This window comes from Nonomuraea sp. NPDC048892 (assembly GCF_040649735.1).
Classification (GTDB): Bacteria; Actinomycetota; Actinomycetes; order Streptosporangiales; family Streptosporangiaceae; genus Nonomuraea; species Nonomuraea maheshkhaliensis.
The window spans coordinates 937,953-959,656 of the sequence record NZ_JBEZFZ010000001.1; the positions used below are offsets into that span (position 1 = coordinate 937,953).

Sequence of the window (21,704 nt, forward strand, 5' to 3'; positions counted from 1 at the left end):
CTCTCTCTCATCGTGGGGAAACCGGCGTATTCGACGGTCGAGGAGGGGTCCCATGATCAGGGACGGACGATACGAGGGGCGGAGCGGCGACCTCTCGGTCACGCTGCGGGTGGACGCGGACGGCTCGGGCGTGATCAGCGCGGACGTGTTCCGCACGGAGGGACGGCGCTACCTGGCGTCGGCGCGCACCGCGCCGGGGGCCAAGGTGGCGCTCGACGACGGGAGGTGGCCGGCCGTCTGGCAGGCGAGCCCCGCGAACAAGACGACGGGCTCGCTGGCCCTGGACTCGGCGCCGGATGGCACGGTGTCGGCCACGTTCGTCCTCGACGCCCCGCTGAACGGGCTGCCCGCGCGGACCGACGTGATCGTCCCCGTTGAGCACCGGGACGACGCGCTGCGCCCGCTCGGCCTGGAGATCGAGCTGGAGCAGGGCATCCCCGCGCCGAGCCCGGTGGTCGTCGAGGGCGTCGAGCGCACGGTCAACGGATGCCTGCGGGCCGCCGGCTTCGCGGTCGAGGAGATCGGACGGCAGAGCCCGATCCCCGCCGGGATCGCCGGCGCCTGGGACGACTCGCTGCTCTACACCATGCTGAGCGACCTCATGCTCATCACGGGCGACGCCTCGCTCCGGGGCCGGGCGTGGGAGCTGCACCTGCTCCTGCTGTCGCGGGCGGCCATCCCCGGGCTGGCCGGGGTCATGTTCGACGCCGACGGCCTGCTCCAGCGGCAGGGCGCGGCCGTCTTCACCTCCGGCTTCGCGGGGGCGTCCAGGGACCAGCGGATCATCAGGACGATCGTCCACGAACTGGGTCACGCGCTCAACCTCGCCCACCGCTTCGAGCGCACCGTGGGCCGGGCCGACTCGACCTCGTTCATGAACTACGACTGGCGTTACCTGGGCGGCGGGCACGAGGCGCACTACTGGCGGAACTTCGCGTTCACCTTCGACGCCGACGAGCTGGCCTTCCTCCGGCACGGGCCGCTGACGTCGCTGATCCCGGGCGGCGAGCCGTTCCACTCGGTGCGGTACTGGGCCGACGGGGCCGGCGGGCACTCGCCGTACGCGCCGGAGATCCCGTTCGACGGATACCGGCTGGCGCTCACCGCGCCCGAGGCGGGGCCGGTCTTCGCCTTCGGGCAGCCCGTGTTTCTCAAGGTCACCCTGGAGAACAGGACCGCGACGGATCTGCAGGTCGAGCGCTGGGTGCTGGACCCGAAGGCGGGCCCGCTGGAGCTCCTGGTACGCCGCCGTGGCGCTCCCCAGGACGAGACGGCCGCGTTCACCCCGATCGCCCAGCGGTGCATGGCCGCCATGGACGCAGAAGCCACGCTCACCCTGCCGCCCGGCGCGTCACTCAGCAACAACGTCAACCTCACCTTCGGCTCGGCCGGCTTCACCTTCGCCGAACCCGGCGAGTACGACATCACCCCGGTCCTCGCCATCCCGGGCCGCGATCCGGCGGGCGAGCCCGTCCAGTGGCTGGTCTCGGGTGAGCCGCTGCGCGTCCGCGTCGCGCCGCCGCTGGGCGCGGCCGAGGAACGTGACGCCGAGGTGCTGCGGCAGGCGGACGTCGGCGCGTGGTTCGCCCTCGGCGGCAGCGACGCGCTCGGCTCGGCGAAGCAGGCATTGGAGGAGGTACGCGAGCGCCGCCAGGCCGAGGCGGGGACGGCGGACCCGGTCGTCGCGGCGATCACCAGGACCGCCGCGCTCGACGCCGCCCGGCTCTCGATCCGGTTCACGGACCGCGCGTTCGTCCGCCACGACGGCGACCCGGAACGGGCCGCGCGGCTGCTGGACGGGCTGGGCGCGGAGGCGCTGCGCACCTTCGATCCCTACACCGCCCAGCAGACGGCAGCCCTCGCCGACCGCTACCGCGACGCGGCGGAGGAGTAGCGGTCCCGCACTTTCGCAGGGATACGCCTGGCCGGCGCCTCATCCCTCCGGCGGCGGCAGGCGTACGACGGGCGGCACCGCCGGATCGGTCTCAGGCGCCGCCGGATCGGCCTCAGGGGACGCCGCTGTGCCGGGCTGCCTGCCGAGCAGGGGCCTGATCACCGTGAGCTGGGCGACGGCCAGGAGCAGGCAGGTGAACGCCAGGCCGCTCCACAATCCCGCAGGTCCGGCGCGGTCGAGCAGTTGGGTGCTGCACAGGGGGGCCACGACGGTGGCGATGCCCCAGGACGTGCCGAAGACCGACAGGTAGCGACCGCGGGCGTGCTCGGGCGCGATGTCGGCTACCAGCGCGTAACTGCGCCCGAACATCAGCACGTCCCCGACGCTCCAGACCACGGTGGCGGCGAGATGTCCGGGCAGGCCGTCCGAAACGGCGTAACCGGCGAGGCCGGCGGCGAGCAGCAGGTAGCCGCAGGCCATCGCCGCGTGGTGGGACAGCGCCGCCGTCCGGCGCAGCAGCGGCTGGCAGAGCACCATGACGACGGCCGACAGCGCCGACAGCAGCCCGGCGTCGGCGGCCTCAAGGCCGTGCCGGGTGAGCGCCAGCGGCAATGCCATGACGACCTGCATGTAGATCAGCGCGAAGAACGTCCCGGACGCCAGCAGCACCAGCAACGACCGATCCCGCCACACCGCACCTACGCCCGCGCCCGCTTCCGCCCGCGTCCCCGCGTCCTCGGGCTTGAGCGGGGTGGCGCTGCGCCGGACGGGCGGGTCGGCGGGCAGGACGAGGTGGATCACGACGGCGCAGGCCAGGCAGGTGACGGCGTCCACGACGAAGAGCCAGCGCAGGTCCCAGCGCCCCAGCCCGGCCGCGATCAGCCCGGCTCCCATGCCGCCCACCGCCAGCGCCGTGTTGAACAGGCTGAACGCCTGCGCCCGCCGCTCCGGCCGTACGGCGTCGGCGATCATCGCCTGGGACGGCGGCTCGTAGATCTCGAAGACCAGCCCGAGCAGGACGGCGAAGACGGCCACCATCGCCACGGACCCGGACACCGCGATGCCCGCCTGCGCCAGCGCGCATCCGGCCAGCCCGGCCACGATCGTGCGGCGACGGCCGAACCGGTCGGCCAGGACGCCGCCGAGCAGCCGGGACGGGATGGTGGCCACGCCGAAGGCGGCGGAGACCAGGCCGGCGGTCACCGTGTCCGCTCCGAAGCCGGTGGTGATCAGCACGGTGAGGAAGCCCAGGGAGAAGGCGCCCAGCCGGTTGATCGCCCGGGCCAGGACGAGCCACCACACGGTACGCGGGAGGCCCAGGGCCGGCATGCCGCACTCCTTCTCGCGTGACTAACGAAACTGCTAACGTTGGTCACGGACCTTACGACGTTAGGAGTGACCGGTCAAGTGATGTTCGATAGTCACGTGGCGATCCTGCTCGACACCGCGGCAGGGCTCGTGAACGTGCTGACCGACGGCGGCGACCGCGGCCGGCCCTACACGGCCCCCAGGGCGGACGCGCTGCCCGAGGCGATCGCCGCCGTGCTGCCGGGGGAGCCGGCGGTCTCGATGGAGGAGGCCCTCTACCTGGCCGGCACCACGCTCAAGGTCCGGCGCGTCTTCGAGGCCATGGACGGCCGACGCGACGACGAGGCGGCCGAGATCGTCAACGCGCTCGTCATCAGCACGGGCGCGCGCCCCCAGCTCAACCGGGTACCCCGCGAACCCTGGCAGGTCCACTTCCACGGGGCCGACGACACGCTGTCGGTGGGGTGGAGCGCGGGCTTCGCCTCCGCGCTGACGCTGGCCATCGGCAGCGACCTCGGCGGGCGGCTCGGCGTGTGCCAGGCCAAGGGGTGCGATCGCGTGTACGTGGACGCCTCCCGCAACGCGGTGCGCCAGTTCTGCTCCCGCTCCTGCCAGAGCCGGACGAAGGCGGCCGCCTTCCGCGCCCGCTCGGCCACCCGCCCACCGGTCTGACCCACTCCGGTCCGCCGGCCCGTCTGACGTTCATGTCGCCGTACGCACCACTCAAACCAGAGGACCCCAAGCGGCTCGCGGACTACGAGCTTCTGGGCAGGCTGGGAGAGGGCGGGCAGGGGGTCGTGTACCTGGCGGCGGCCGAGCCGGACCAGCAGGTGGCGATCAAGTTATTGCGCCCCGAGGTGTCGTTCTGCCCGGTCATCGCCCAACGGGGCCGTCGTGCTCGCCGACTGCCCGACCGGTGGCTACCAAGGCGTCGGCAGTGCTCCGCCCTTCAGGGCGGAGGTGAAGCCGACTCTTCCGCGCAGCGGGGGCAGGGGTGGACGAATCGCTGTCAAGGCGATTCGGCGTCTCCGCTTACGGTGTTGAGCGCCACCTCGATCAGGTGCACGATCTCGGAGTTGAGGGACCGGCGATCGGTCTCGGCCTGGGCGAGCAGCCGGGCGTGTACGTCGTCGGGGAGTCTGAGCGTGATCCGGATCATGACACCACTGTAGTGTCATCAGCGTTAAGATCGGATGGTGCAGCTCCGTTACAACTTCCGCCTCTACCCGGCCGCCGGTCAGCGTCAAGCGCTGGCCAGGGCGTTCGGGTGCGCGCGGACGGTGTTCAACGACGGGCTGCGCGCAAGGCAAGAGGCCCGCGAGAACGGGCTGCGGTATATCTCGGACGGGGACCTGTCCAAGCATGTGATCACGCAGGCGAAGAAGACGCCGGAACGCGCCTGGCTGGGCGAGGTGTCGGCCGCGGTGCTTCAGCAGGCGCTCGCCGACCTGAACCTCGCCTGTCGCAACTTCTTCGCCTCGATCACCGGGAAGCGACGCCGCAGGACGGTACTTCGCGTCGTTCGTGGTCGAGACGGCCGGCGAGCCACTGCCGGAAGTGGCGTCCGAGGTGGGCATCGACCTGGGTCTGACGCACTTCGCGGTCATGTCGGACGGCCGGAAGGTGGACAACCCGCGCCTGCTGCGCCGCGCCGAGCGGCGTCTACGCAAGGCACAGCAAGCGCTGAGCCGCAAGGAGAAGGGCTCGGCGAAGCGGGCCAAGGCCAAGCCGAAGGTCGCCAAGGCTCACGCCCAGGTGGCCGGCACGCGCCGGGACTTCGCGCACAAGCTCTCCACACAGATCATCCGCGACAACCAAGCGGTGTACGTGGAGAACCTTGCCGTGAGGGGTATGGCGCGTACGAAGCTGGCCAAGTCGGTGCACGATGCCGGCTGGTCCCGGTTCGTGAACATGCTGGAGTACAAGGCGAAGCGGTACGGCCGCACCTTCGCCAAGATCGACCGCTCGGACGTCGTGGGGAAGACCCTGCACGAGTTCAAGACGGAGTGCCAGGACCTGCTCGGCTGGTACGACGACGCCCACCTCTACTGCTACGCCAAGGTGCAGCAGAAGGGGACGATCCCGGTCATCGACTTCAAGGGGCAGTTCATCCGCAAGCTCGCGGACACCGACGACTACCCCCGGCTCACCCTGACCTACGCCCAGAAGCCGACGTGAGCCGGAGGTCCGCGCCGACCGCCCTCAGGACTCCTCGGCCAGACCCAGGTACATCACCCTCGGGTTCGACGGGTTGAACGCGATCGAGGTGACCCGGTCGTGGGGGTTGTGGTTGGTCGTGACCCGGCCGCGCAGCGCGTCGTACCGGTAGATGTCGGTGCCGAGGTTGGACCAGCCGGTGCCCCACGCGAAGTAGAGCACGCCCGGGTTCGTCGGGTGCGCGGCGAGCAGCGGGCCGTTGGGCAGGGTGATCCCGTCGCCCTGGTCGACGACCGGGGTGAAGCGGCGGCCGCCGTCGAACGAGCGGTAGATGTGCCGGCCGCCGGACGGCGCGTGCTCGTCGTTCTCCGCCAGGTTGAGGCCCATGGCGTACACGACGTTCGGCGCGGCGGGCGAGATCGTCGCGCTGAACACGTTGACCCTGGTGCCGGTCTTGCTCAGGCCGGTGGCGGCGCGCCAGCTCCGCCCGCCGTCGTAGGTCACGCGGGCGCCGTCGCTCGCCGCGCCCAGCAGCACGTGGTTCAGGTTGTACGGGTCGAACGCCGCCGTGTAGATCATCAGCAGCTCGCTCTCGGGGAAGGCCCGCCTGCCCACGGGCTTCCAGCTGCGTCCGCCGTCACGCGATTCGTGCAGCTGCCCGTCGCCGTCCGCCACCCGCAGCCGGTCGCCGCGCAGCGGGTCGGTGCCGAGCCCGGCGACCTCGTCCGCCGGTGAGGTGAGTGGCGTGATGCCGTCGGGCGTGACCAGCGACAGGTTGCCGTCCTGGTCCCAGGCGTAGGCCCGGCCGCCGCGGGCCGCCGTCAGCGTGAGGTTGGCGCCCTGCACCTCGCCCACGCGCGTCCAGGTGCAACCGGCGTCCTTCGAGGTCAGCAGCACGTTGTTCGACATGGCCAGCAAGTGGTCAGGACGGTCGAGTGCGACGAGCCCGCGGGTGTAGACGACGGGCCGCGGCGTCTGGCTGGTCGGCGTGAGCGTCCTGCCCTCGTCACGGGTGAAGGTCACCGTCCCGTCGCCGGTGACCGTCGCGCAACGCGGCTGGTGCCAGCGGCCGAAACCGTCAAGACCCGCCGCCGCCGGGTCTCCGGCGGCCGGGGCCGGCACCGCCGGGTCTTCAGCGGACGCGGCTGGCACCGCCGGGTCTCCCGTGGCGGCGGGCGGCAGCGCCGGGTCGTCGGCGGCGGCCGGAGTCGCCGCCGACAGGACCGCGAACGCGGCCGCGACTCCCAAGGTGATCATCTTTCGCACGACTGCCTCCATGACAGGCTCAAACGGGAACATCCCGTCGTCCCGTCCTACCGGGCGGAGAATCGCCTAGGCTAGGCAATGCACTGGCAGATTTGTGACATTTCATGAAGAGGACACAGCGAGAGACCGTGAACGCCGACGACAACGCACTCTCGGCCGTCGGCGTCGACGCCGACGACGAGCGCGTCTACCGAGACCTGCTCCGCCGCCCGCGCGCGACCCTGCCCGAGCTGGCCGAGCACACCGGCCGCACCACCGTGGCCCTGCGCCGGGCCTTCACCCGGCTGGAGGCGCTCGGGCTGGTCAGCCGCATGGCGGGCCGCCCGGCCCGGTTCCTGGCGACCAGGCCCGACGTCGCGGTGGCCGCCCTCATCTCACGCAGGGAGGAAGGGCTGGCCCAGGCCCGGCTGGCCTCGATCGCGCTGCTCGCCGAGACGCCGCGGACGGAGAACCAGTCACCGGAGGAGCTCGTCGAGGTCGTCCAGGGCCAGGCGGCCGTGGTGCAGCGCTTCACCCAGCTGCAGCAGACCGCGACCGAGGAGCTCCTGGTGCTGGACCGTCCTCCTTACGCGCAGAACCCCACCGAGCAGAACGCCGAGGAGATGAACCGGCTCGCGCACGGCGTACTCGTACGCGGCATCTACGACGTCTCCGCCCTGGAGGTCCCCGGCAAGCTGCGCCTGGCCCAGGAGGCGGCGGCGGCCGGCGAGCAGGCCAGGATCAGCCCCGAGGTGCCGATGAAGCTGGCCATCGCCGACCGCAAGAGCGCGATCCTGCCGCTGAGCACCACCGAGCCCGCGCACGCCGACAGCGCGGTCATCGTGCACTCCTCCACGCTGCTCGACGCCCTGGTCGCGCTCTTCGAGATGTTGTGGCGTGCGGCGCTGCCGCTGCCGTCCGCCCCGTCCACCGGACATCCCGAGCTGCCCGATCCCGAGCTCTTCACCCTGCTCGCCGCGGGGCTCAAGGACGAGGCGGTGGCGCGGCAGCTCGGGGTGAGCCTGCGCACGATCCACCGGCGGGTCAGCGAGCTGATGGACCTGCTCGGCGCGCGCACCCGCTTCCAGGCCGGCCTGCTCGCCGCCCGCCGCGGCTGGCCCGGCTCGGCCTGATGTCCGGCATGTCTTTTATGTTGGGGGGATGAGCGCTTCTGAGATCCGTACGGTGACGACCGAGGCCGAGCTGCGGGAGATCGTCGCGGCGCCCCCGCAGCCCATCTGGGACAAGGACATCGCCAGGATCGACGAGCACGCGCGCACGATCATCGCCCACTCGCCCTTCCTGCTGCTGGCCACCGCCGACGAGAACGGCACCTGCGACGTCTCGCCGCGTGGTGACCCCGCCGGGTCGGTGCTGGTCCTCGACGACCACCGGCTGGTGATCGCCGACCGCCCCGGCAACCACCGCGTCGACGGCCTGCGCAACGTGCTCACCAACCCCCAGGTGGGGCTGCTGTTCATCGTGCCGGGGATGAACGAGACCCTGCGGGTGAACGGGCGCGCCACGCTCGTCTCCGACGCGCCGTTCTTCGACGACCTGGTGGTCAAGGGCAAGCGGCCCCGGCTCGCGCTGCTCGTCGAGGTCGAAGAGCTCTACATGCACTGCGCCAAGGCGTTCCTGCGCTCGTCGCTGTGGCAGCCGGACACCTGGCCCGACCGCAAGAGCCTGCCCACGCTCGGCCGCATCGCCAAGGACCACCTCGGCATCAAGGAACTGTCCGCCGAGGCGCTCGACGAGGGGCTCGACCGCGACGCCGAACAGAACCGGTACTGAGGCCGATCAGGGGCCGATCAGGGTCGCGGTCAGGGGCGCGGTCAGGGGGAGGCGGCGACGTGGACACGGTCGGAGGCGCCGTCGGACAGGAACGACGCCATCGACCGGCCCTCCTCGGCCACCGCGTCCCGCTCCTCACGGGAGAGTCGGCCCAGCGGGGTGACGGTCACGGTGTCGTCCGCGACGGTCCAGGTCGCGGCCACCCGGCCGTCGACCAGCGCGACGCGGGCGCCGCTGACCGACAGGTTGCGGTGGGCGTCGTCGATGATCCGGCCGCGGTCCTGGTAGCCGAGGATCGCGTTGTCGAAGGCGGGCAGGAACCGTACCGGGGCGGGCGTGTCGGGGTCGGGGCGCGGCGCGTCGGGCAGGTCGAGCAGCTCCCTGCCCCGCTCGTCGCGGAAGGAGACCAGCTCCTCGCGTACGGCGGCCACCGCGGCCGGCAGCCCGGCCAAGCCGGACCAGGCACGCAGGTCGGCCGTGGCGGCGGGCCCGTACGCGGCCAGATAGCGTCGCACCAGCTCCTGCCCGACCGGGTCCGAGCCGTCCTGGGCCGGCGGGGCCGGCTCACGTCCCAGCCAGGCGGAGAGCGGGACATAACGCACCCCCGCCCTGGTACGCCACAGCCCGCGCGGCGGCAACTGCACCATCGGGATGAGGGCGGCGGTCAGCATCTCGCCCAGCGGGCGCGGCCCCGCCGCCGGCCAGCGCCCGGCCACCGCCCGCGCCAGCTCGCCCATCGAGCGGGGCTCGCCGTCGGCCATGACCGCCAGGCCCGCGCCGGCCAGCTCGTCGAGGTCCACCCCGGTCAGCTCGCGGCGGTAGGTCCCGAGGACCCGCTGGCGCAGCATGCCCTCGTACCGCGCCCGCCAGGCCACGACGTCGTCGGCCGTGAGGAGGTGCATCGTACGGCGCATGAGGACAGTGCGCACCACGCGGCGTCCCGTCAGCAGGTCCGAGAGCGCCGCCGGGTCGAACGCGCGCAGTCGCGACCAGAGCCCGACGAACGGCTCCTGCGGCTCCTGCGCCTGCAGCCCGCACAGGTGCGCGACGGCGTCGAGGACCGGCAGGTCGGCGCGATCGAGCAGTAACTGCCGGGCGAGCGTCGCGCGGTTGAGCGCCCGGGTGCCGAGGACGGTCATGCGCGTGCCCGCAGGTCGAGAAGCCGTGTGGTCATGGTGGTGGTTCCTTCCGATATCTGGCCGGTGTCCGGGCGGGTCAGCCGTGGTAGGTGCTCGTGACGTTGACCGCCCAGACCACGCCGAAACGATCCTTGAGCATCCCGTAGAGCGGCGCCCACGGCGAGGGCTCCAGCGGCTGCACGACCTCCGCCCCGGCGGAGAGCCGCTCCCAGTACGCGGTGATCTCCTCCGCGTCCTCGCTCGTCAGCGAGACGAAGAAGGAGTTCTCGCCCCGCTCGTACGGCATGCCCGCGGGCACGTCGTACGCCATCACGTGGAAGCCGTTGTCGCCGGCGACCTGGCCCCACATCACGTGGTCGGCGTCGGCGGGGTCCGAGGCGGTGCCCGCGTCCTTGTACGTGACGACGCCGAGGTCACCGCCGAACACCGACCGGTAGAACTCCAGCGCCGCCCGGGCCTCGCCACGGAAGTTCACATGAAGAACGGATTTGACCGACATATCGCTACTCCTGATTCTGCGGTGGACGCCCGGGGCGGCGCCCGAGATGAATGCTCACAGGAGTAGCGGCCAGGTTGTGGCCTCTACTTGCGGCAGGATAAATTTCGTGCCGAAAACCTCAGCGCGCCTGCTGGCCCTGCTCTCCCTGCTCCAGACCCGCCGGGACTGGCCGGGGGCGCTGCTCGCCGAGCGGCTGGACATCAGCCCGCGCACCGTGCGCCGCGACGTCGACCGCCTGCGCGAGCTCGGCTACCCCATCGTGGCCTTCAAGGGCCCCGACGGCGGCTACCGGCTGGAGGCCGGCACCGAGCTGCCCCCGCTGCTGTTCGACGACGAGCAGGCCGTCGCCCTGACCATCGCGCTCCAACTGGCCACCGGAACGGGCGCCGGCATCGAGGAGGCCGCGGCCCGCGCGCTGCACACCATCAGGCAGGTCATGCCCGCCCGGCTGCGGCACCGGATCGACACGTTCCAGGTCACCGCCGTCGACCGGCCGACCTCCCGGCCGGACGTCCAGGTGGACAGCGGCGTGCTCATGACGCTGAGCGCCGCCGTCCACGCCCGCGAGGAACTGCGCTTCGACTACACGGGCGCGCCCCCCGACGCCGGCGCGGCCTCCCGCGCCGGCGCGGCCTCCGCCGGTGGCGAGCCGGGCCCGCCGGAGCCGCCGCGTCCGCCGCGCCGGGCGCAGCCGCATCACCTCGTCACCTGGGGCGGGCGCTGGTACCTCATCGCCTGGGACGTCGACCGCGCGGACTGGCGCACCTTCCGCGCCGACCGCATCACCCCCCGCACCCCCTCGGGCCCCCGCTTCACCCCGCGCGAGCTGCCGGGAGGCGACGTCGCCACGTACGTGACCAGCAAGTTCCGCGGCTCGGGCGGCACCGGCGACTGGCCGTGCCAGGGGGAGGTGATCCTCGGCCTGCCCGCGGCCGAAGTGTCCCGCTACATCCGGGACGGGCTCGTCGAGGAGCTCGGCCCGGGCCGCTGCCGGCTCGTCATGGGCTCGTGGTCCTGGCCCGCCCTGGTCGCCGCCATCGGCAGGTTCGACGCCGACATCGAGGTGGTCGGCCCGCCCGAGCTCAGGGACGCGTTCGCCCGCCTGGCACGACGCTACGCAGGCGCCGCAGCCGGTCGGAACGTGCCAGCCGACGACCCACCCCCTGCCCGGGCAGCTCGATGAAGCGGTGACTGACGACGGCGCTGGCGACCACCGCCGCCAGCAGCACCCAGAACCAGGTGATCCGCCAGCCGAGCGGCACGGGCACCGGATCGGGGATCGACCGCCGCAGGACCTGGATCAGCAGCGGATGCAGCAGATAGACGGAGTAGCTGATCAGCCCGAGGCGCACGATGAGGGCCGGCCACGCGGACGACCGCAGCCGGCGGCCGATCAGGAACGTCAGCCACGCGGCGGCGACGGCGGTGGACCAGCTCCACCGGAACGCCACCGCCTGCTGGTGGGCCATGGACCAGCCGGGCCCGAACCACGCCGCCGCGCCGACGGACACGACCGGCACGAGCCCGATCACCCACCCGGCCACACCCCGCCTGACCTGCCCCTGGTCCAGCCGGTAGAGGGCCGTTCCCGCGAACATCGTGGCGACCACGGCCACGCTCTGCCAGGCGCCGATCCGGCTGTTGACGACGAGCAGCACGACGGCCATGGCGGCCACGGTGGCCGCGCCGCAGAGCCGTACGCGATGAGCCCCGGCGACGACCGCGGCCAGTCCCGCCACCATCACCCCGGTCACCACCAGCACGACGACGTCGGAGCCGAAGGCGCGCGACAGGGCGCCGGCCGGCAGCAGACCGCCGACGAGCACGCCCGCGACCGCGACGGCGAGCACCCCGGTTGTGCGCACCCGCCGCGCCCCGATCACGAAGATCGCCGTCACCAGCAGGTAGAACACCATCTCGTACGAAAGCGTCCAGAACACGTTGACGACGCTGACCACCTGGAGGAAGTCCTGGAGCATGGTCACGTGCGCCAGTCCGGCCAGGACCGGATGCTCGCCCAGTTGGGCGGGCAACTCCGCGTAAACGGGGACGAGCGCGAACGCGGTGCCGATGGCCGCGGCCACCAGCCACAGCGGGTAGATGCGGAACACCCGGCCGATCCAGAACCCGGTGACGCTGCCCCGCCGTTCGAGCGAGGCGGGCACCACGTAGCCGCTGATGATGAAGAACAGCATGACGCCGTACTGGCCGAAGTCGAACCAGGGGCTGGCGCCCGAGCGGACCTCGGGGAAGAGGGGGTCGAGCAGGTGTTCGAAGAGCACGGCGAGCACAGCCAGCCCGCGCAGGGCGTCCAACCAGGTCTGCCGGCGGGCCGGCGGGGCCGCCTGGGCCGTCCTCGTCCGGTGTCCGATCCGCAGCTCACCGCCGCCTCCGCGAGCGGCCAGGTCGATGGGCATCGTGTCAGGCTAGGTGGTCAACCTGAGCGAAACCTTGGAGTGTGTTCAGGCAGCATGAGTGAGCATGCCTTCTCCGCCGGAAGGTGTTGTCAAGTTCACTGGTCAACCGCCGATTCTGGCCGGTTGACACGTGTCCGGCGGCTGTGGCTACATCGGGACGAGCGCGGATCTTCCCCGCCGGACCGGAGGTAGCGATGTCGCGAACGGCCGTACTCGAAGTGATCTCCCCCTTGGGCGAATCACGTCGATACGACCTGACGGGCACGCAGTACACGATCGGCCGCGCGGTGGCCGACCACCGCCCCGACGTCGTGCTCGGACCAGACCCGCAGGGCTGGATCAGCCGGTTGCACTGCATCCTCGACTACGAGCACGGCCGCTGGTGGGTGACCGACCACGCCCGCAACGGCACCCTCATCGAGCGCGACGACACCCCCGGCGGGCCGCGCCCGGTGAGCGGCCGCCAGATGCTGCACCACCAGGACCGCCTGCTGATCATCGGCGACATGGCCGACGGCGACGTCCCGCTGCACTGGCGGCTCGTCTACATCGACGCCGACGAGCGCACCCTGCCCGCCCGACAGTGGTACACGACCACCACCCCCGCGCGGCTCGACCTGCCCGCGCCCAGGGCCCGGCTGCGTTACGACTGGGTGGCGAGCCGGGCGTACCGGGTGGACCCGTCGGGCGCCGAGACGCTCATCGAAGGGCTGCGCCCCAAGGGGCACCAGTTGCTGCGCTTCATGGTCGGACGGGGTCGCAGCCAGTCCTCCGACGAGGTCGCCTGCGACCACGCCGAGCTCATCACCGCACTGTGGGGCCCGAGGGAGGACTGGCCGGTGGGCCGCACATACGACAACTCGGACGTCGCGGCGGTCGTGTACGCGGTCCGCAAGTGCGTCGAGCCCGAACCGGGCAACCCGGTCGTCCTGGAGACCGTCCCCACCCTCGGTTACCGCCTGCACATCTACCACGCCAGGTGACCCGGCAGCGATGGCGAATCTACGCATTGCGTACGCTTTGTCGCTGACGTTGGGATGATGAAGGGGAAGCGATGACCGCGCGCGTACGGATCAGCGGCGGGATGACCACGCGCGCACGGATCAGCGTCGCGCTGGCCGTATGGGGTCTGCTCTACAGCGCCTACCGGGCCTACTACGCGCTGGGCGGGACCGCCGGCATGTTCGGCACGCCTGTCTCGCAGGCACAGTGGCTGGCGATCAACGCGGTCGGAGCGGGAATCCTGCTCGTCGCCGCCGTACTGCCGGTGGCGGCACTGCCGCTGTGGCGGCGCCGTTCCGGACGGCGCGCCATGCTGGCCCTCTGCTGGGTGGCGGCGGTCGGATGCGTCATGCACGCCCTGGTCGACAGCGTGCAACGGGCGTTGAGCCTGGCCGGGCTGCTGCACATCGAGCTGCCGTTCTGGCGCAGCCTCGACCGGCGCACGGCCGACCTGCAGGATCTGCTGTTCAACGAGCCGTGGTTCCTGATCGAGGGCCTGCTGTGGGCGGCGCTCGCGCTGACGAGCCTGAACGCGGGAACGCAGCGGCGCCGGTGGCTGGCCGGCGCCGGGATCGCGGTGGCCGTGCTCACCGCGGTCGGCCTGCTGAGCGCGACCGGGGTGATCGGCACGTTCATCGTCGGGTAGAGGGATAAGGGCTGCTCGGCCGTCATGGAGGGATCAGACCCCTCGCCGGTCATGGAGGATCAGGCTCCTTGGCCGCCGTGCTCGCCCTCCAGCTCCTCCACCGCGTCGAGCGGCGTCCTCGTCTTTCGGAACGGTCATCTTCTCTCCATGGGTGTGGGGGTCAGCTGGTACGGCTGATCGCGTGGATCAGGCGTACCGCGATCTGGCCGGAGGCGAACAGCCGGGCGAAACGTTCGCCCTGGTGAGCGGCCAGGCGGAAGGCGGGGTCGGTACGGTGGCGGCTGGCCACCACCTCGGCGACCTGCTCGGCCCGCCGCGTCCAGGACAGCGGCGCGTCGGTGGGCTGGTCGATCTGCTCGACGACCTCGAACCCGGCCCCGGCCAGCAGCCCGAGCAGCTCCCCGCCGGTGGGGAAGTGGTTGCCGTCGGGCGCGGGCAGGACCTGCGGGCCCCTGGCGAGCACCACCAGCAGACCCAGGGAGGCCCCTGGCGTGAGCACCCGGCGGATCTCGGCGAGCATCGCCGCCTTCTCCCGCACGGTGCACAGCACTCCGAGGCACCAGGCCGCGCCCACCGACGCCGTACGGAGCGGGATGCGCCGCCCGTCGGCCGCGACGACCGGCAGCCCGAACAGCCGGACGGCGGCCCGGCCCGCGGCCGGCATCGGCTCCAGCAGGATCGGCGTCACCCCGAACCGCTCCGCCGCCCAGGCGGCCGGGCCACCGGCTCCCGCGCCCACGTCCAGCAGCCTGATCCCCGGCGCGAGCTCGCACGCCTCGGCCAGCCAGGCCAGCGCGGCCGGGCTCGCGCTGCCGCGGCAGGCGGCGGGGATGGCGTGCCGCTCACCGAGCTGTTCGACGGCCTCGGCGGTCCAGCCGGGGACGTCGTCGAACTCGGCGGACATCGCCGATCCGATCACCACGCGCCTCCTGTGTCGTCGGGCAGGCGCTCAGGCGGGACGGGGAGCGCGGCGGTCAGTGCGCTGGGCCAGCTCCTCCTCGTCGACCAGGGTGAGCATCGGCTTGCCCGGCTCGCACAGCATGGTGACGGTGAACCGGAGCCGCACGTCGTCGCGGTTGTTGCCGTCCTGGTAGTGGATGACGTCGCCGCCCGGCTCCCAGAACACCTCTCCGGCCTTGACCACCCGCTCGGGCTGGCCTTCCAGCTCGAACAGCATCTCGCCCTCCAGCACGTAGCCGAACGCGGGCCCCGTGTGGCGGTGCGGCGGCGTGCCAGGATCGCCGGGCGGGTACTCGATGACGATGGTCATGGCGTGCGCCCCGGCCGGGATGAACGGGGGTTCGGCCTCCTGCAGCACGGTCAGCGCCGTCTGCCAGGCGGTCGAGCGCGGTTCACTCGTCTGCGATGTTCTGTCTGACATGAGGTTCACCTTTCGTGGGCCGCTACGAGCAGGTCGGGCTCGTGGCGGAGGCCGTACGGACCGGTCGGTTCGTACGGCGGCCGGAGGGCCGGTGGCGCGGCGCGAGCGGTCGCGCCGCGCCTTTCAGCGGCCGTCGGCGTCGCGGCCGGGCCAGTCGGCGTAGCGGATCGAGCCGAGCGCCGCGCCGTCCTCCGGCACCAGCGACCGCTCCTTCAGCTCCGCGCCGAAGTAACGCGCGTGCGGGTCGGTGACCACCTGGCGCGGGTCGCCCCAGCCGGCCAGCGTCTCGCGGAAGAAGTCGTCCATCCGGAACAGGTCGGGCCCGGCGATCTCCATCCGGCCGTTCAGCGGCTGGCCCACCGCGACCCGGCCGACCGCGGCGGCGACGTCGTCGCCCGCGATGGGCTGGAAGAGCACGGGTGCGATCCGTACGACGTCGTCCCGCGTGGCCTCGTCGGCGATGCCCCGGACGAACTCGAAGAACTGCGTCGCGTGCACGAGCGAGTACGGGATCCCCGACTTCTGGATCAGCTGCTCCTGGGCGATCTTCGCCGCGAAGTAGCCGTTGTCCGGCATCCGATCCGTGCCCACCACCGACAGGGCGACGTGGTGGCCGACCCCGGCCTCCGCCTCCGCGGCGAGCAGGTTGCGGGTGGAGGTCTCGAAGAACTCCATCACCGCGGCCGGCTCGAACGACGGCGAGTTCGACACGTCGACCACGACCTGCGTGCCCGCCATCACCTCGGCCAGTCCTTCACCCGTGAGCGTGTTGACGCCGGTGCTCGGCGCCGCCGCCACCGCCTCGTGGCCGTGCTCGCGCAGCTTGGCCACCAGCTTCGACCCGATGAGGCCGGTTCCGCCGATCACGACGACCTTCATGACATCCCCTTTCTGCCGCCGGGGCATCCTTTGCCCTACGGACGCCAGCTAAGACAGGACGCCTTTCTCACTTGTGACAGCCGCCGTTAAATTCTTCGCAAGACGGCCCATGAAGGCCGCCCGCCGACGGGTGGTGGGGTTGTCACGCGCGTGCGGCTGTTCAGACGACGGCAGGTCTTGGGGGGTCGCGGACGGGTGGCCGGGCGTTCAGGCGACGGTGGGGCGTGGGGTGTCCTGCGTGCTCACCTGGGGTCCGACGTCCTGCTCGTCGGCCGCGGTCAGCACCGCGCGGAGCAGGCCGGGGAAACGTTCGCGCAGGTCCTGGACGCGTAAGGTGACGAAGCAGCGCGTACCCTCCTGACGGGTGCGGGTCAGCCCGGCATCGCGCAGCACGCGCAGATGATGGCTGAGCGTCGACTTGGCCACCGGCGCCCGCAGCTCGCCCCAGCCGCGCTCGCACCCATCGGCCAGCACCCGCACGAGCCCGACCCGGATCGGATCGCTGAGCGCCCCCATGACCGCGGTGAGCGAGATCTCGCCGACTTCGGGGTGGTGCACCTGTCTCATTTGTCCATGGTAGCTTGTTCGACGTTTCACGAACATCGAACAAGGAGGTGACATGACCGCCCAGCCCATCGCCCATGAGCGGGAACGCGTCGCGATCGTGACGGGGGCCAGCTCCGGGATCGGCCGCGCCACCGCCATCGCCCTGGCCCGCGCGGGAACGCGCGTCCTCGGCGTCGGACGCCGCGCCGAAGCACTGGAGCAGACCGCCGCGGGTCACCCCGGCATCGTCGCCCTGCCCGCCGACATCACCGCCGACGGCGTGCCGCGGGAGGTCGTCGCGGCGGCCGTCGATCGCTGGGGCCGGCTGGACGTGCTGGTCAACAACGCCGGCGCGACCGCCGTCATGTCACTGGCCGACACCGACGCCGAGCGCGTCACCGGCCTGCTGGCACTCAACGTGGTCGCGCCCAGTCTGCTCGCCCAGGCCGCCCTGCCGCACCTGCGGAGCAGCCGGGGCACGATCGTCAACGTCTCCAGCACGTACGGCCATAGCCCCCTGCCAGGCGCCGCCCACTACGCCGCCAGCAAGGCCGCCGTGGAGCAGCTGACCCGGAGCTGGGCGCTGGAGCTGGCCCCCGACGGCATCCGCGTCAACGCCGTGGCCCCCGGGCCGACGGAGAGCGAGGCCCTGAGCGCCGCCGGGCTGCCCGAGGCGACCGTGGAGCAGATCAAGCAGGACGAGGCCGCCCGCATCCCGCTCGGCCGCCGCGGCCGGCCGGAGGAGGTCGCCGCCTGGATCGCCCACCTCGCCGACCCCGATGCCACCTGGATCACCGGCCAGATCCTCACCGTGGACGGCGGCCTCGACCTCACCGGCTGACGCCGCACGTCGCCACGCCGGTCACACGAAGGCAGTGCGTTGCGGCAACCGGGCGCTCGCTTCGGGCCCAGCGTCGCCGCAGACCTGCGGCAGGGTTCAGGAGCGGCCGCCGAACTGCCAGTTGTGCACCTCCACCTCCGCGTACCGGTCGGCGGTCAGGACGGCGCGGGCCGTGTCCGCGTCCGGGGCCAGGACCAGCGCCGCCGTGCCCAGCCAGGCGGTGCCGTCGTCGGACGACAGCGGCCCGTAGGCGATCAGCGTCTCCTCGGCGGGCGGCAGAGCCAGGTCGGCGGGCTCGCCCTCCCCGAGGCCGAGCACCAGGTAGCGGTTGCCGCCCTCCCGGCCGCCGGGAAAGTCCCACATCGTCCGGCCCAGCGTGTTGCGCCACCGTCGCAGCAGCACGTCCCGATAGGCGCCGGCCTGGTAGTTCGGCTCGTCGAAGGCGAACGCGCGGGCGGCGGCGGGATCGGGCAGGTCGATGACGTGCACGCTGCCGGTGGGCGTCTCACCGTCGTCGGCCATGGTCGGGCCCCGGGCGATCAGCTCCTTCGCGTACCGGTCCATGTAGCTCCAGTGCGCTTCCAGCAGTTCCTCACGCAGGGGCAGCGAGCCAGTCCGGTCACGGTGGTAGCAGAAGAACTCCATGCCGCGCAGTCTCCCACCCGCCCGGCCACCCGGGTCATCCGCGGGGCAGCCCGCTTGGCCGGGCCCGTCCAGCCGCCCCGTACAACCACACGCGCGGGCGCCCTCGTACGAGGACGCCCGCGCGCACGTTACCCCAGAGCCGGGTTACTGCCCGACGTTGGCGTTGTACTTCTGGATGGCCGTCTGCAGGCCGGTCGCCGCCGTCTGCATCGCCTGCTCCGCCGACGTCTTCGGCTCCTGACCCTCGCCCGCCGGCACGGCCTGCTCCAGGCCGACCTCGGCCGCCTTCCTGGCCTCGGGCATGATGCCGAGCAGGCAGCCCGACGTGGCCGCCGACGGCTGCTGGGAGCGCAGCTGCGTCACCGCGACCTGGAAGTTGGGGTTGTCGTTCGACTTGGCCTGCGGGTTGACCGGCACGTAGCCCGTCGCCGCGTGCCACTTCGCCTGCTGCTCGGGCGTGTTGGAGAACTTCACGAACTCCCAGGCGGCCCGCTTCTCCGCGTCGCTGTGACCGGCGGCGTTGATCCACAGGGAGGCGCCGCCGATGATCGTGCCGCCGTTGGAGGAGGCGGACGGCTTGGGGAACGGCGCGGTCTTCAGCTCGAACTTGCCCTCGGCGGCCTGGGTGTAGCCGCCGAGCGCGGAGGTCGACTCCAGGTGCAGGGCCACGGTCCCGGTCTTGAACGCGTTCTGGGCCTGGTCGGTGGGCCGGCCGGTGTTGGTGGCGTAGCCCTCCTTCACCAGGGTGCCCAGCCACTGGGCGAACTTGGGCCCGGCGCCGGTGCCGAAGTTGACCTTGGTGGCCAGGCCGTTCCTGCCGTTGCCGTTGTCGCAGTATTCGGCGTTGTCCTGGGCGGTCAGCTGCTCGACGAACCAGCCGTAGAGCGCGGCGTTGAAGCCGTACTGCTTGACCGTTCCGCCCTCCTTGACGGTGAGCTTCTTGGCCCACTCGCCGATCTCGTCGAGGGTCGCCGGCGGCTTGTCCGGGTCGAGCCCGGCCTTCTTCACGGCGTCGGCGTTCATGTAGAGCAGCGGCGCCGAGGAGTTGAACGGCATCGACCAGAGCTTGCCCTTGATCGTGTAGTAGCTGGCGATGTTGGGCTCGATGTTCGCGTTCTGGTCGAACTTGTCGGCCTCGATGAACTTGTACATCGGCACGACCTGCTGGGCGTCGTACATGAAGCGCGAGCCGATGTCGTAGATCTGCACCAGCGGCGGCGTGGACTCCTGCTGGACGGCCTGCTTGTACGCCACGACCATCTGGTCGTAGTCGCCCTTGAACACCGGCTTCACGGTGATCTTGGGGTTGGCCTTCTTGAAGTCCTCCACCATGGCCTTGATGGCGAGCTCGTTCTTCTCCTTCATGGAGTGCCAGAACTCGATCTCGACCGGTTCGGTGATCGCGTCGGCACCCGGTGCGGTGGCGGCCTCGCCGCCCTCGCTGGAACCGCCGTCGCCGCCGCAGCCCGCCAAGGTGAGTGACAGCGCGGCCACCGCGGCCAGTGCGCCGCGCGTTCGCCGGGATCGGGGTAGTGCCATGGGGGAACTCCGTTTCTGAATCACGATCATTTCACCGCGCCCGCGGTGAGCCCGCGGATGATGAAGCGCTGTCCGAAGATCACGAGAGCGAGGGTGGGGAGCAACGCGAGGGTGACTCCGGCCAGGATGAGCGTGGGGCTGGACGACTCGGCGTCGTTCAGCATGGACACGCCGATCTGCAGCGTCTTGTACCGGTCGTCGTTGCCGAGGATCAGCGGCCAGAAGTACTGGTTCCACGTGGTCATGAACACGTAGACGCCGACCGCCGCGATGGCCGGCTTCGACAGCGGGAGCAGGATGCGCCACAGGAACCGCAGGTGCCCGCAGCCGTCCATCACCGCGGCGTCGCGTACCTCGACCGGGAACTGCAGGAACGACTGCCGCAGCAGGAACGTGCCGAAGGCGTGCGCCAGGAAGGGCAGCGTCAGACCGAGGTACGTCAGCGGCCCCTTGGTCAGGCCCAGGTCCGAGATCAGCAGGTAGTTGGGCAGGATGATCGCTTCCCACGGCACCATGAGCGTCACCATGAACAGCGCGAACATCGCCGTCTTGGCCCACATCCGCAGGAACGCGAACGCGTAGGCGGCCAGGACGCTCGACAGGAGCTGGCAGATGGTGACGATGCCGGTCTGGATCGCCGAGTTGAGGTACTGCCTGCCCAGCGGGATCGTGTCGAGCGCCGAGGTGAAGTTGCCGAGGTCGATCGCCGTCGGCAGCAGCTTCGGCGGATAGCTGGACAGGTCGCCCGGCGTCATGATGCCGCCGATGAACGCGTAGTACAGCGGGAAGACCACGGGGATGGCGCACACGATGAGCACGAGATAGACGATGATCTTGCTCGTGACCGAGGAGGTGGCGGATCTGCTCATCGGTAGTGGACCTTCCTTTCCAGCACGCCGAACTGGATGCCCGTGCAGACCAGCACGATCACCAGCAGGACGATCGCCGCGGCGCTGGCCGTGCCGAAGTCGGATGAGCCGTAGCTGAAGGCCTTCTCGTAGATCCAGTAGACGAGCGTGGAGGTGGCGCCGTCGGGGCCGCCCTTGGTCAGGATGTGGATCTGCCCGAAGCTCTGCAGCGCGTGGATCGTGGAGATCACGACGAGGAAGAAGAGCTGCGGCGACAACATCGGGATGGTGATGCGGCTGTGCAGCCGCCATCCGGTGGCGCCGTCGAGCCTGGCCGCCTCCACCACCTCCGCCGGGATCGCGCCGACCCCCGCCGAGAGGACGAGGACGTTGTAGCCCAGCGTCATCCAGACCGTGGTGATCGAGATGGAGATCAGGGCCAGGTCCGGCTCGGTGAGCCAGCCGATCCGGTCCACGCCGAGGTAGCTGAGCGCGCCGTTGGCCATGCCCACGGCCGGGTTGTAGATCAGCGCGAAGATCACCGACGCGGTCGCCACCGAGAAGGCGAACGGCAGCGCGAACACCGTCCTGAACATGCGCTGCCCGCTGATCCGCGACTCCAGCAAGAGCACGACCACGAGAGCGCCGGCGATCGCGGGGACCACCGTGAACAGGACGAAGAGCGCGGTCGTCCCCAGCGCCTTGAAGAATCCGGGGTCGCCGAACATGGCCGTGAAGTTGTCGAGACCGACGAACTTGTTGGCCCGGCCGATGATGTCGGTGCCCATCGTGGACAGGTAGAAGGTCCTGCCCAGCGGGTAGAAGACGAAGATCGCGAATATGATCAGCGAGGGCGCCAGATACAGCAGCGCTAACCGGCGTTCGCCCGTCGGTCCCCGTTCCCTGGTAGCGCGGGCTTCCATC

22 protein-coding genes and 1 pseudogene are annotated in these 21,704 nt (G+C 71.3%); 9 read left to right on the plus strand and 14 right to left on the minus strand.

Annotated elements, in window-relative coordinates; all coding sequences use genetic code 11:
* The first annotated feature begins 52 nt into the window (after window positions 1-52).
* Window positions 53-1,894: a hypothetical protein gene (locus AB0C28_RS04595; protein WP_358073075.1), complete on the plus strand. Its 1,842-nt coding sequence runs from the start codon at window positions 53-55 to the stop codon at window positions 1,892-1,894.
* A 39-nt stretch (window positions 1,895-1,933) separates the two neighbouring features.
* Here the strand turns inward: AB0C28_RS04595 and AB0C28_RS04600 are convergent, their stop codons facing one another.
* Entirely contained in the window at window positions 1,934-3,223 is a 1,290-nt protein-coding gene (locus AB0C28_RS04600) for an MFS transporter (protein ID WP_358073076.1), read from the minus strand.
* Window positions 3,224-3,304: 81 nt separating this feature from the next.
* On the opposite strand from AB0C28_RS04600, the gene AB0C28_RS04605 reads away from it, so the two are divergent.
* Entirely contained in the window at window positions 3,305-3,874 is a 570-nt protein-coding gene (locus AB0C28_RS04605) for a CGNR zinc finger domain-containing protein (protein ID WP_358073183.1), read from the plus strand.
* A gap of 337 nt (window positions 3,875-4,211) precedes the next feature.
* Here AB0C28_RS04605 and AB0C28_RS04610 read toward each other — a convergent pair whose 3' ends face one another.
* On the minus strand, window positions 4,212-4,361 hold the full coding sequence (locus AB0C28_RS04610; protein ID WP_358073077.1) for an Arc family DNA-binding protein: 150 nt from the start codon (window positions 4,359-4,361) through the stop codon (window positions 4,212-4,214).
* A 37-nt stretch (window positions 4,362-4,398) separates the two neighbouring features.
* Here AB0C28_RS04610 and AB0C28_RS04615 point away from each other — a divergent pair.
* Window positions 4,399-5,167, plus strand: a pseudogene (locus AB0C28_RS04615) (transposase); the annotation flags it as partial.
* Between the two features lie 237 nt (window positions 5,168-5,404).
* On the opposite strand, the gene AB0C28_RS04620 reads toward AB0C28_RS04615, so the two are convergent.
* On the minus strand, window positions 5,405-6,625 hold the full coding sequence (locus AB0C28_RS04620; protein WP_357838508.1) for a hypothetical protein: 1,221 nt from the start codon (window positions 6,623-6,625) through the stop codon (window positions 5,405-5,407).
* 128 nt (window positions 6,626-6,753) lie between these two features.
* Here AB0C28_RS04620 and AB0C28_RS04625 point away from each other — a divergent pair, with 128 nt between their 5' ends.
* Window positions 6,754-7,737, plus strand: coding sequence for a helix-turn-helix domain-containing protein (locus AB0C28_RS04625; protein WP_357838504.1), 984 nt, complete (start codon window positions 6,754-6,756; stop codon window positions 7,735-7,737).
* A gap of 28 nt (window positions 7,738-7,765) precedes the next feature.
* Window positions 7,766-8,398: a pyridoxamine 5'-phosphate oxidase family protein gene (locus tag AB0C28_RS04630; protein ID WP_358073078.1), complete on the plus strand. Its 633-nt coding sequence runs from the start codon at window positions 7,766-7,768 to the stop codon at window positions 8,396-8,398.
* Between the two features lie 41 nt (window positions 8,399-8,439).
* Here AB0C28_RS04630 and AB0C28_RS04635 read toward each other — a convergent pair whose 3' ends face one another.
* On the minus strand, window positions 8,440-9,537 hold the full coding sequence (locus AB0C28_RS04635) for a winged helix DNA-binding domain-containing protein (RefSeq protein ID WP_357838498.1): 1,098 nt from the start codon (window positions 9,535-9,537) through the stop codon (window positions 8,440-8,442).
* Between the two features lie 76 nt (window positions 9,538-9,613).
* Window positions 9,614-10,036, minus strand: a complete 423-nt coding sequence (locus AB0C28_RS04640) for a VOC family protein (RefSeq protein WP_357838495.1) — start codon at window positions 10,034-10,036, stop codon at window positions 9,614-9,616.
* 106 nt (window positions 10,037-10,142) lie between these two features.
* Between AB0C28_RS04640 and AB0C28_RS04645 the strand changes: the two genes are divergently transcribed.
* Entirely contained in the window at window positions 10,143-11,219 is a 1,077-nt protein-coding gene (locus AB0C28_RS04645) for a WYL domain-containing protein (RefSeq protein ID WP_358073079.1), read from the plus strand.
* Here the strand turns inward: AB0C28_RS04645 and AB0C28_RS04650 are convergent.
* On the minus strand, window positions 11,119-12,453 hold the full coding sequence (locus AB0C28_RS04650; RefSeq protein WP_358073080.1) for an acyltransferase: 1,335 nt from the start codon (window positions 12,451-12,453) through the stop codon (window positions 11,119-11,121). The two genes, AB0C28_RS04645 and AB0C28_RS04650, sit on opposite strands and share 101 nt — an antisense overlap.
* 194 nt (window positions 12,454-12,647) lie before the next feature.
* Here AB0C28_RS04650 and AB0C28_RS04655 point away from each other — a divergent pair, with 194 nt between their 5' ends.
* Both AB0C28_RS04655 and AB0C28_RS04660 read left to right on the plus strand, forming a co-directional pair.
* The gene (locus AB0C28_RS04655; protein WP_357838487.1) at window positions 12,648-13,436 is read left to right on the plus strand and encodes an FHA domain-containing protein; all 789 of its coding nucleotides are present in this window, start codon (window positions 12,648-12,650) and stop codon (window positions 13,434-13,436) included.
* A 71-nt stretch (window positions 13,437-13,507) separates the two neighbouring features.
* A complete protein-coding gene (locus AB0C28_RS04660) occupies window positions 13,508-14,101 on the plus strand; it encodes a hypothetical protein (protein WP_357838484.1) in 594 nt (197 codons plus the stop codon).
* A gap of 160 nt (window positions 14,102-14,261) precedes the next feature.
* Here AB0C28_RS04660 and AB0C28_RS04665 read toward each other — a convergent pair whose 3' ends face one another.
* The 4 genes from AB0C28_RS04665 to AB0C28_RS04680 all read right to left on the minus strand — a co-directional run bounded on the left by AB0C28_RS04665 (window position 14,262) and on the right by AB0C28_RS04680 (window position 16,928).
* Entirely contained in the window at window positions 14,262-15,023 is a 762-nt protein-coding gene (locus AB0C28_RS04665) for a methyltransferase domain-containing protein (RefSeq protein WP_357838481.1), read from the minus strand.
* Window positions 15,024-15,050: 27 nt separating this feature from the next.
* Entirely contained in the window at window positions 15,051-15,482 is a 432-nt protein-coding gene (locus AB0C28_RS04670) for a cupin domain-containing protein (protein WP_357838478.1), read from the minus strand.
* Between the two features lie 123 nt (window positions 15,483-15,605).
* A complete protein-coding gene (locus AB0C28_RS04675) occupies window positions 15,606-16,361 on the minus strand; it encodes an SDR family oxidoreductase (protein ID WP_357838475.1) in 756 nt (251 codons plus the stop codon).
* Between the two features lie 207 nt (window positions 16,362-16,568).
* The gene (locus tag AB0C28_RS04680) at window positions 16,569-16,928 is read right to left on the minus strand and encodes a metalloregulator ArsR/SmtB family transcription factor (protein WP_358073081.1); all 360 of its coding nucleotides are present in this window, start codon (window positions 16,926-16,928) and stop codon (window positions 16,569-16,571) included.
* A gap of 52 nt (window positions 16,929-16,980) precedes the next feature.
* Here AB0C28_RS04680 and AB0C28_RS04685 point away from each other — a divergent pair, with 52 nt between their 5' ends.
* The gene (locus AB0C28_RS04685; protein ID WP_358073082.1) at window positions 16,981-17,748 is read left to right on the plus strand and encodes an SDR family oxidoreductase; all 768 of its coding nucleotides are present in this window, start codon (window positions 16,981-16,983) and stop codon (window positions 17,746-17,748) included.
* A gap of 96 nt (window positions 17,749-17,844) precedes the next feature.
* Here the strand turns inward: AB0C28_RS04685 and AB0C28_RS04690 are convergent, their stop codons facing one another.
* The 4 genes from AB0C28_RS04690 to AB0C28_RS04705 all read right to left on the minus strand — a co-directional run bounded on the left by AB0C28_RS04690 (window position 17,845) and on the right by AB0C28_RS04705 (window position 21,703).
* Window positions 17,845-18,393, minus strand: a complete 549-nt coding sequence (locus AB0C28_RS04690; RefSeq protein ID WP_358073083.1) for a YciI family protein — start codon at window positions 18,391-18,393, stop codon at window positions 17,845-17,847.
* A gap of 144 nt (window positions 18,394-18,537) precedes the next feature.
* On the minus strand, window positions 18,538-19,932 hold the full coding sequence (locus tag AB0C28_RS04695) for an ABC transporter substrate-binding protein (RefSeq protein ID WP_357838463.1): 1,395 nt from the start codon (window positions 19,930-19,932) through the stop codon (window positions 18,538-18,540).
* 26 nt (window positions 19,933-19,958) lie between these two features.
* The gene (locus AB0C28_RS04700) at window positions 19,959-20,801 is read right to left on the minus strand and encodes a carbohydrate ABC transporter permease (RefSeq protein WP_357838461.1); all 843 of its coding nucleotides are present in this window, start codon (window positions 20,799-20,801) and stop codon (window positions 19,959-19,961) included.
* A complete protein-coding gene (locus AB0C28_RS04705) occupies window positions 20,798-21,703 on the minus strand; it encodes a sugar ABC transporter permease (protein WP_346108386.1) in 906 nt (301 codons plus the stop codon). The genes AB0C28_RS04700 and AB0C28_RS04705 overlap by 4 nt, the downstream gene beginning before the upstream one ends.
* Between the last annotated feature and the right edge of the window lies 1 nt (window position 21,704).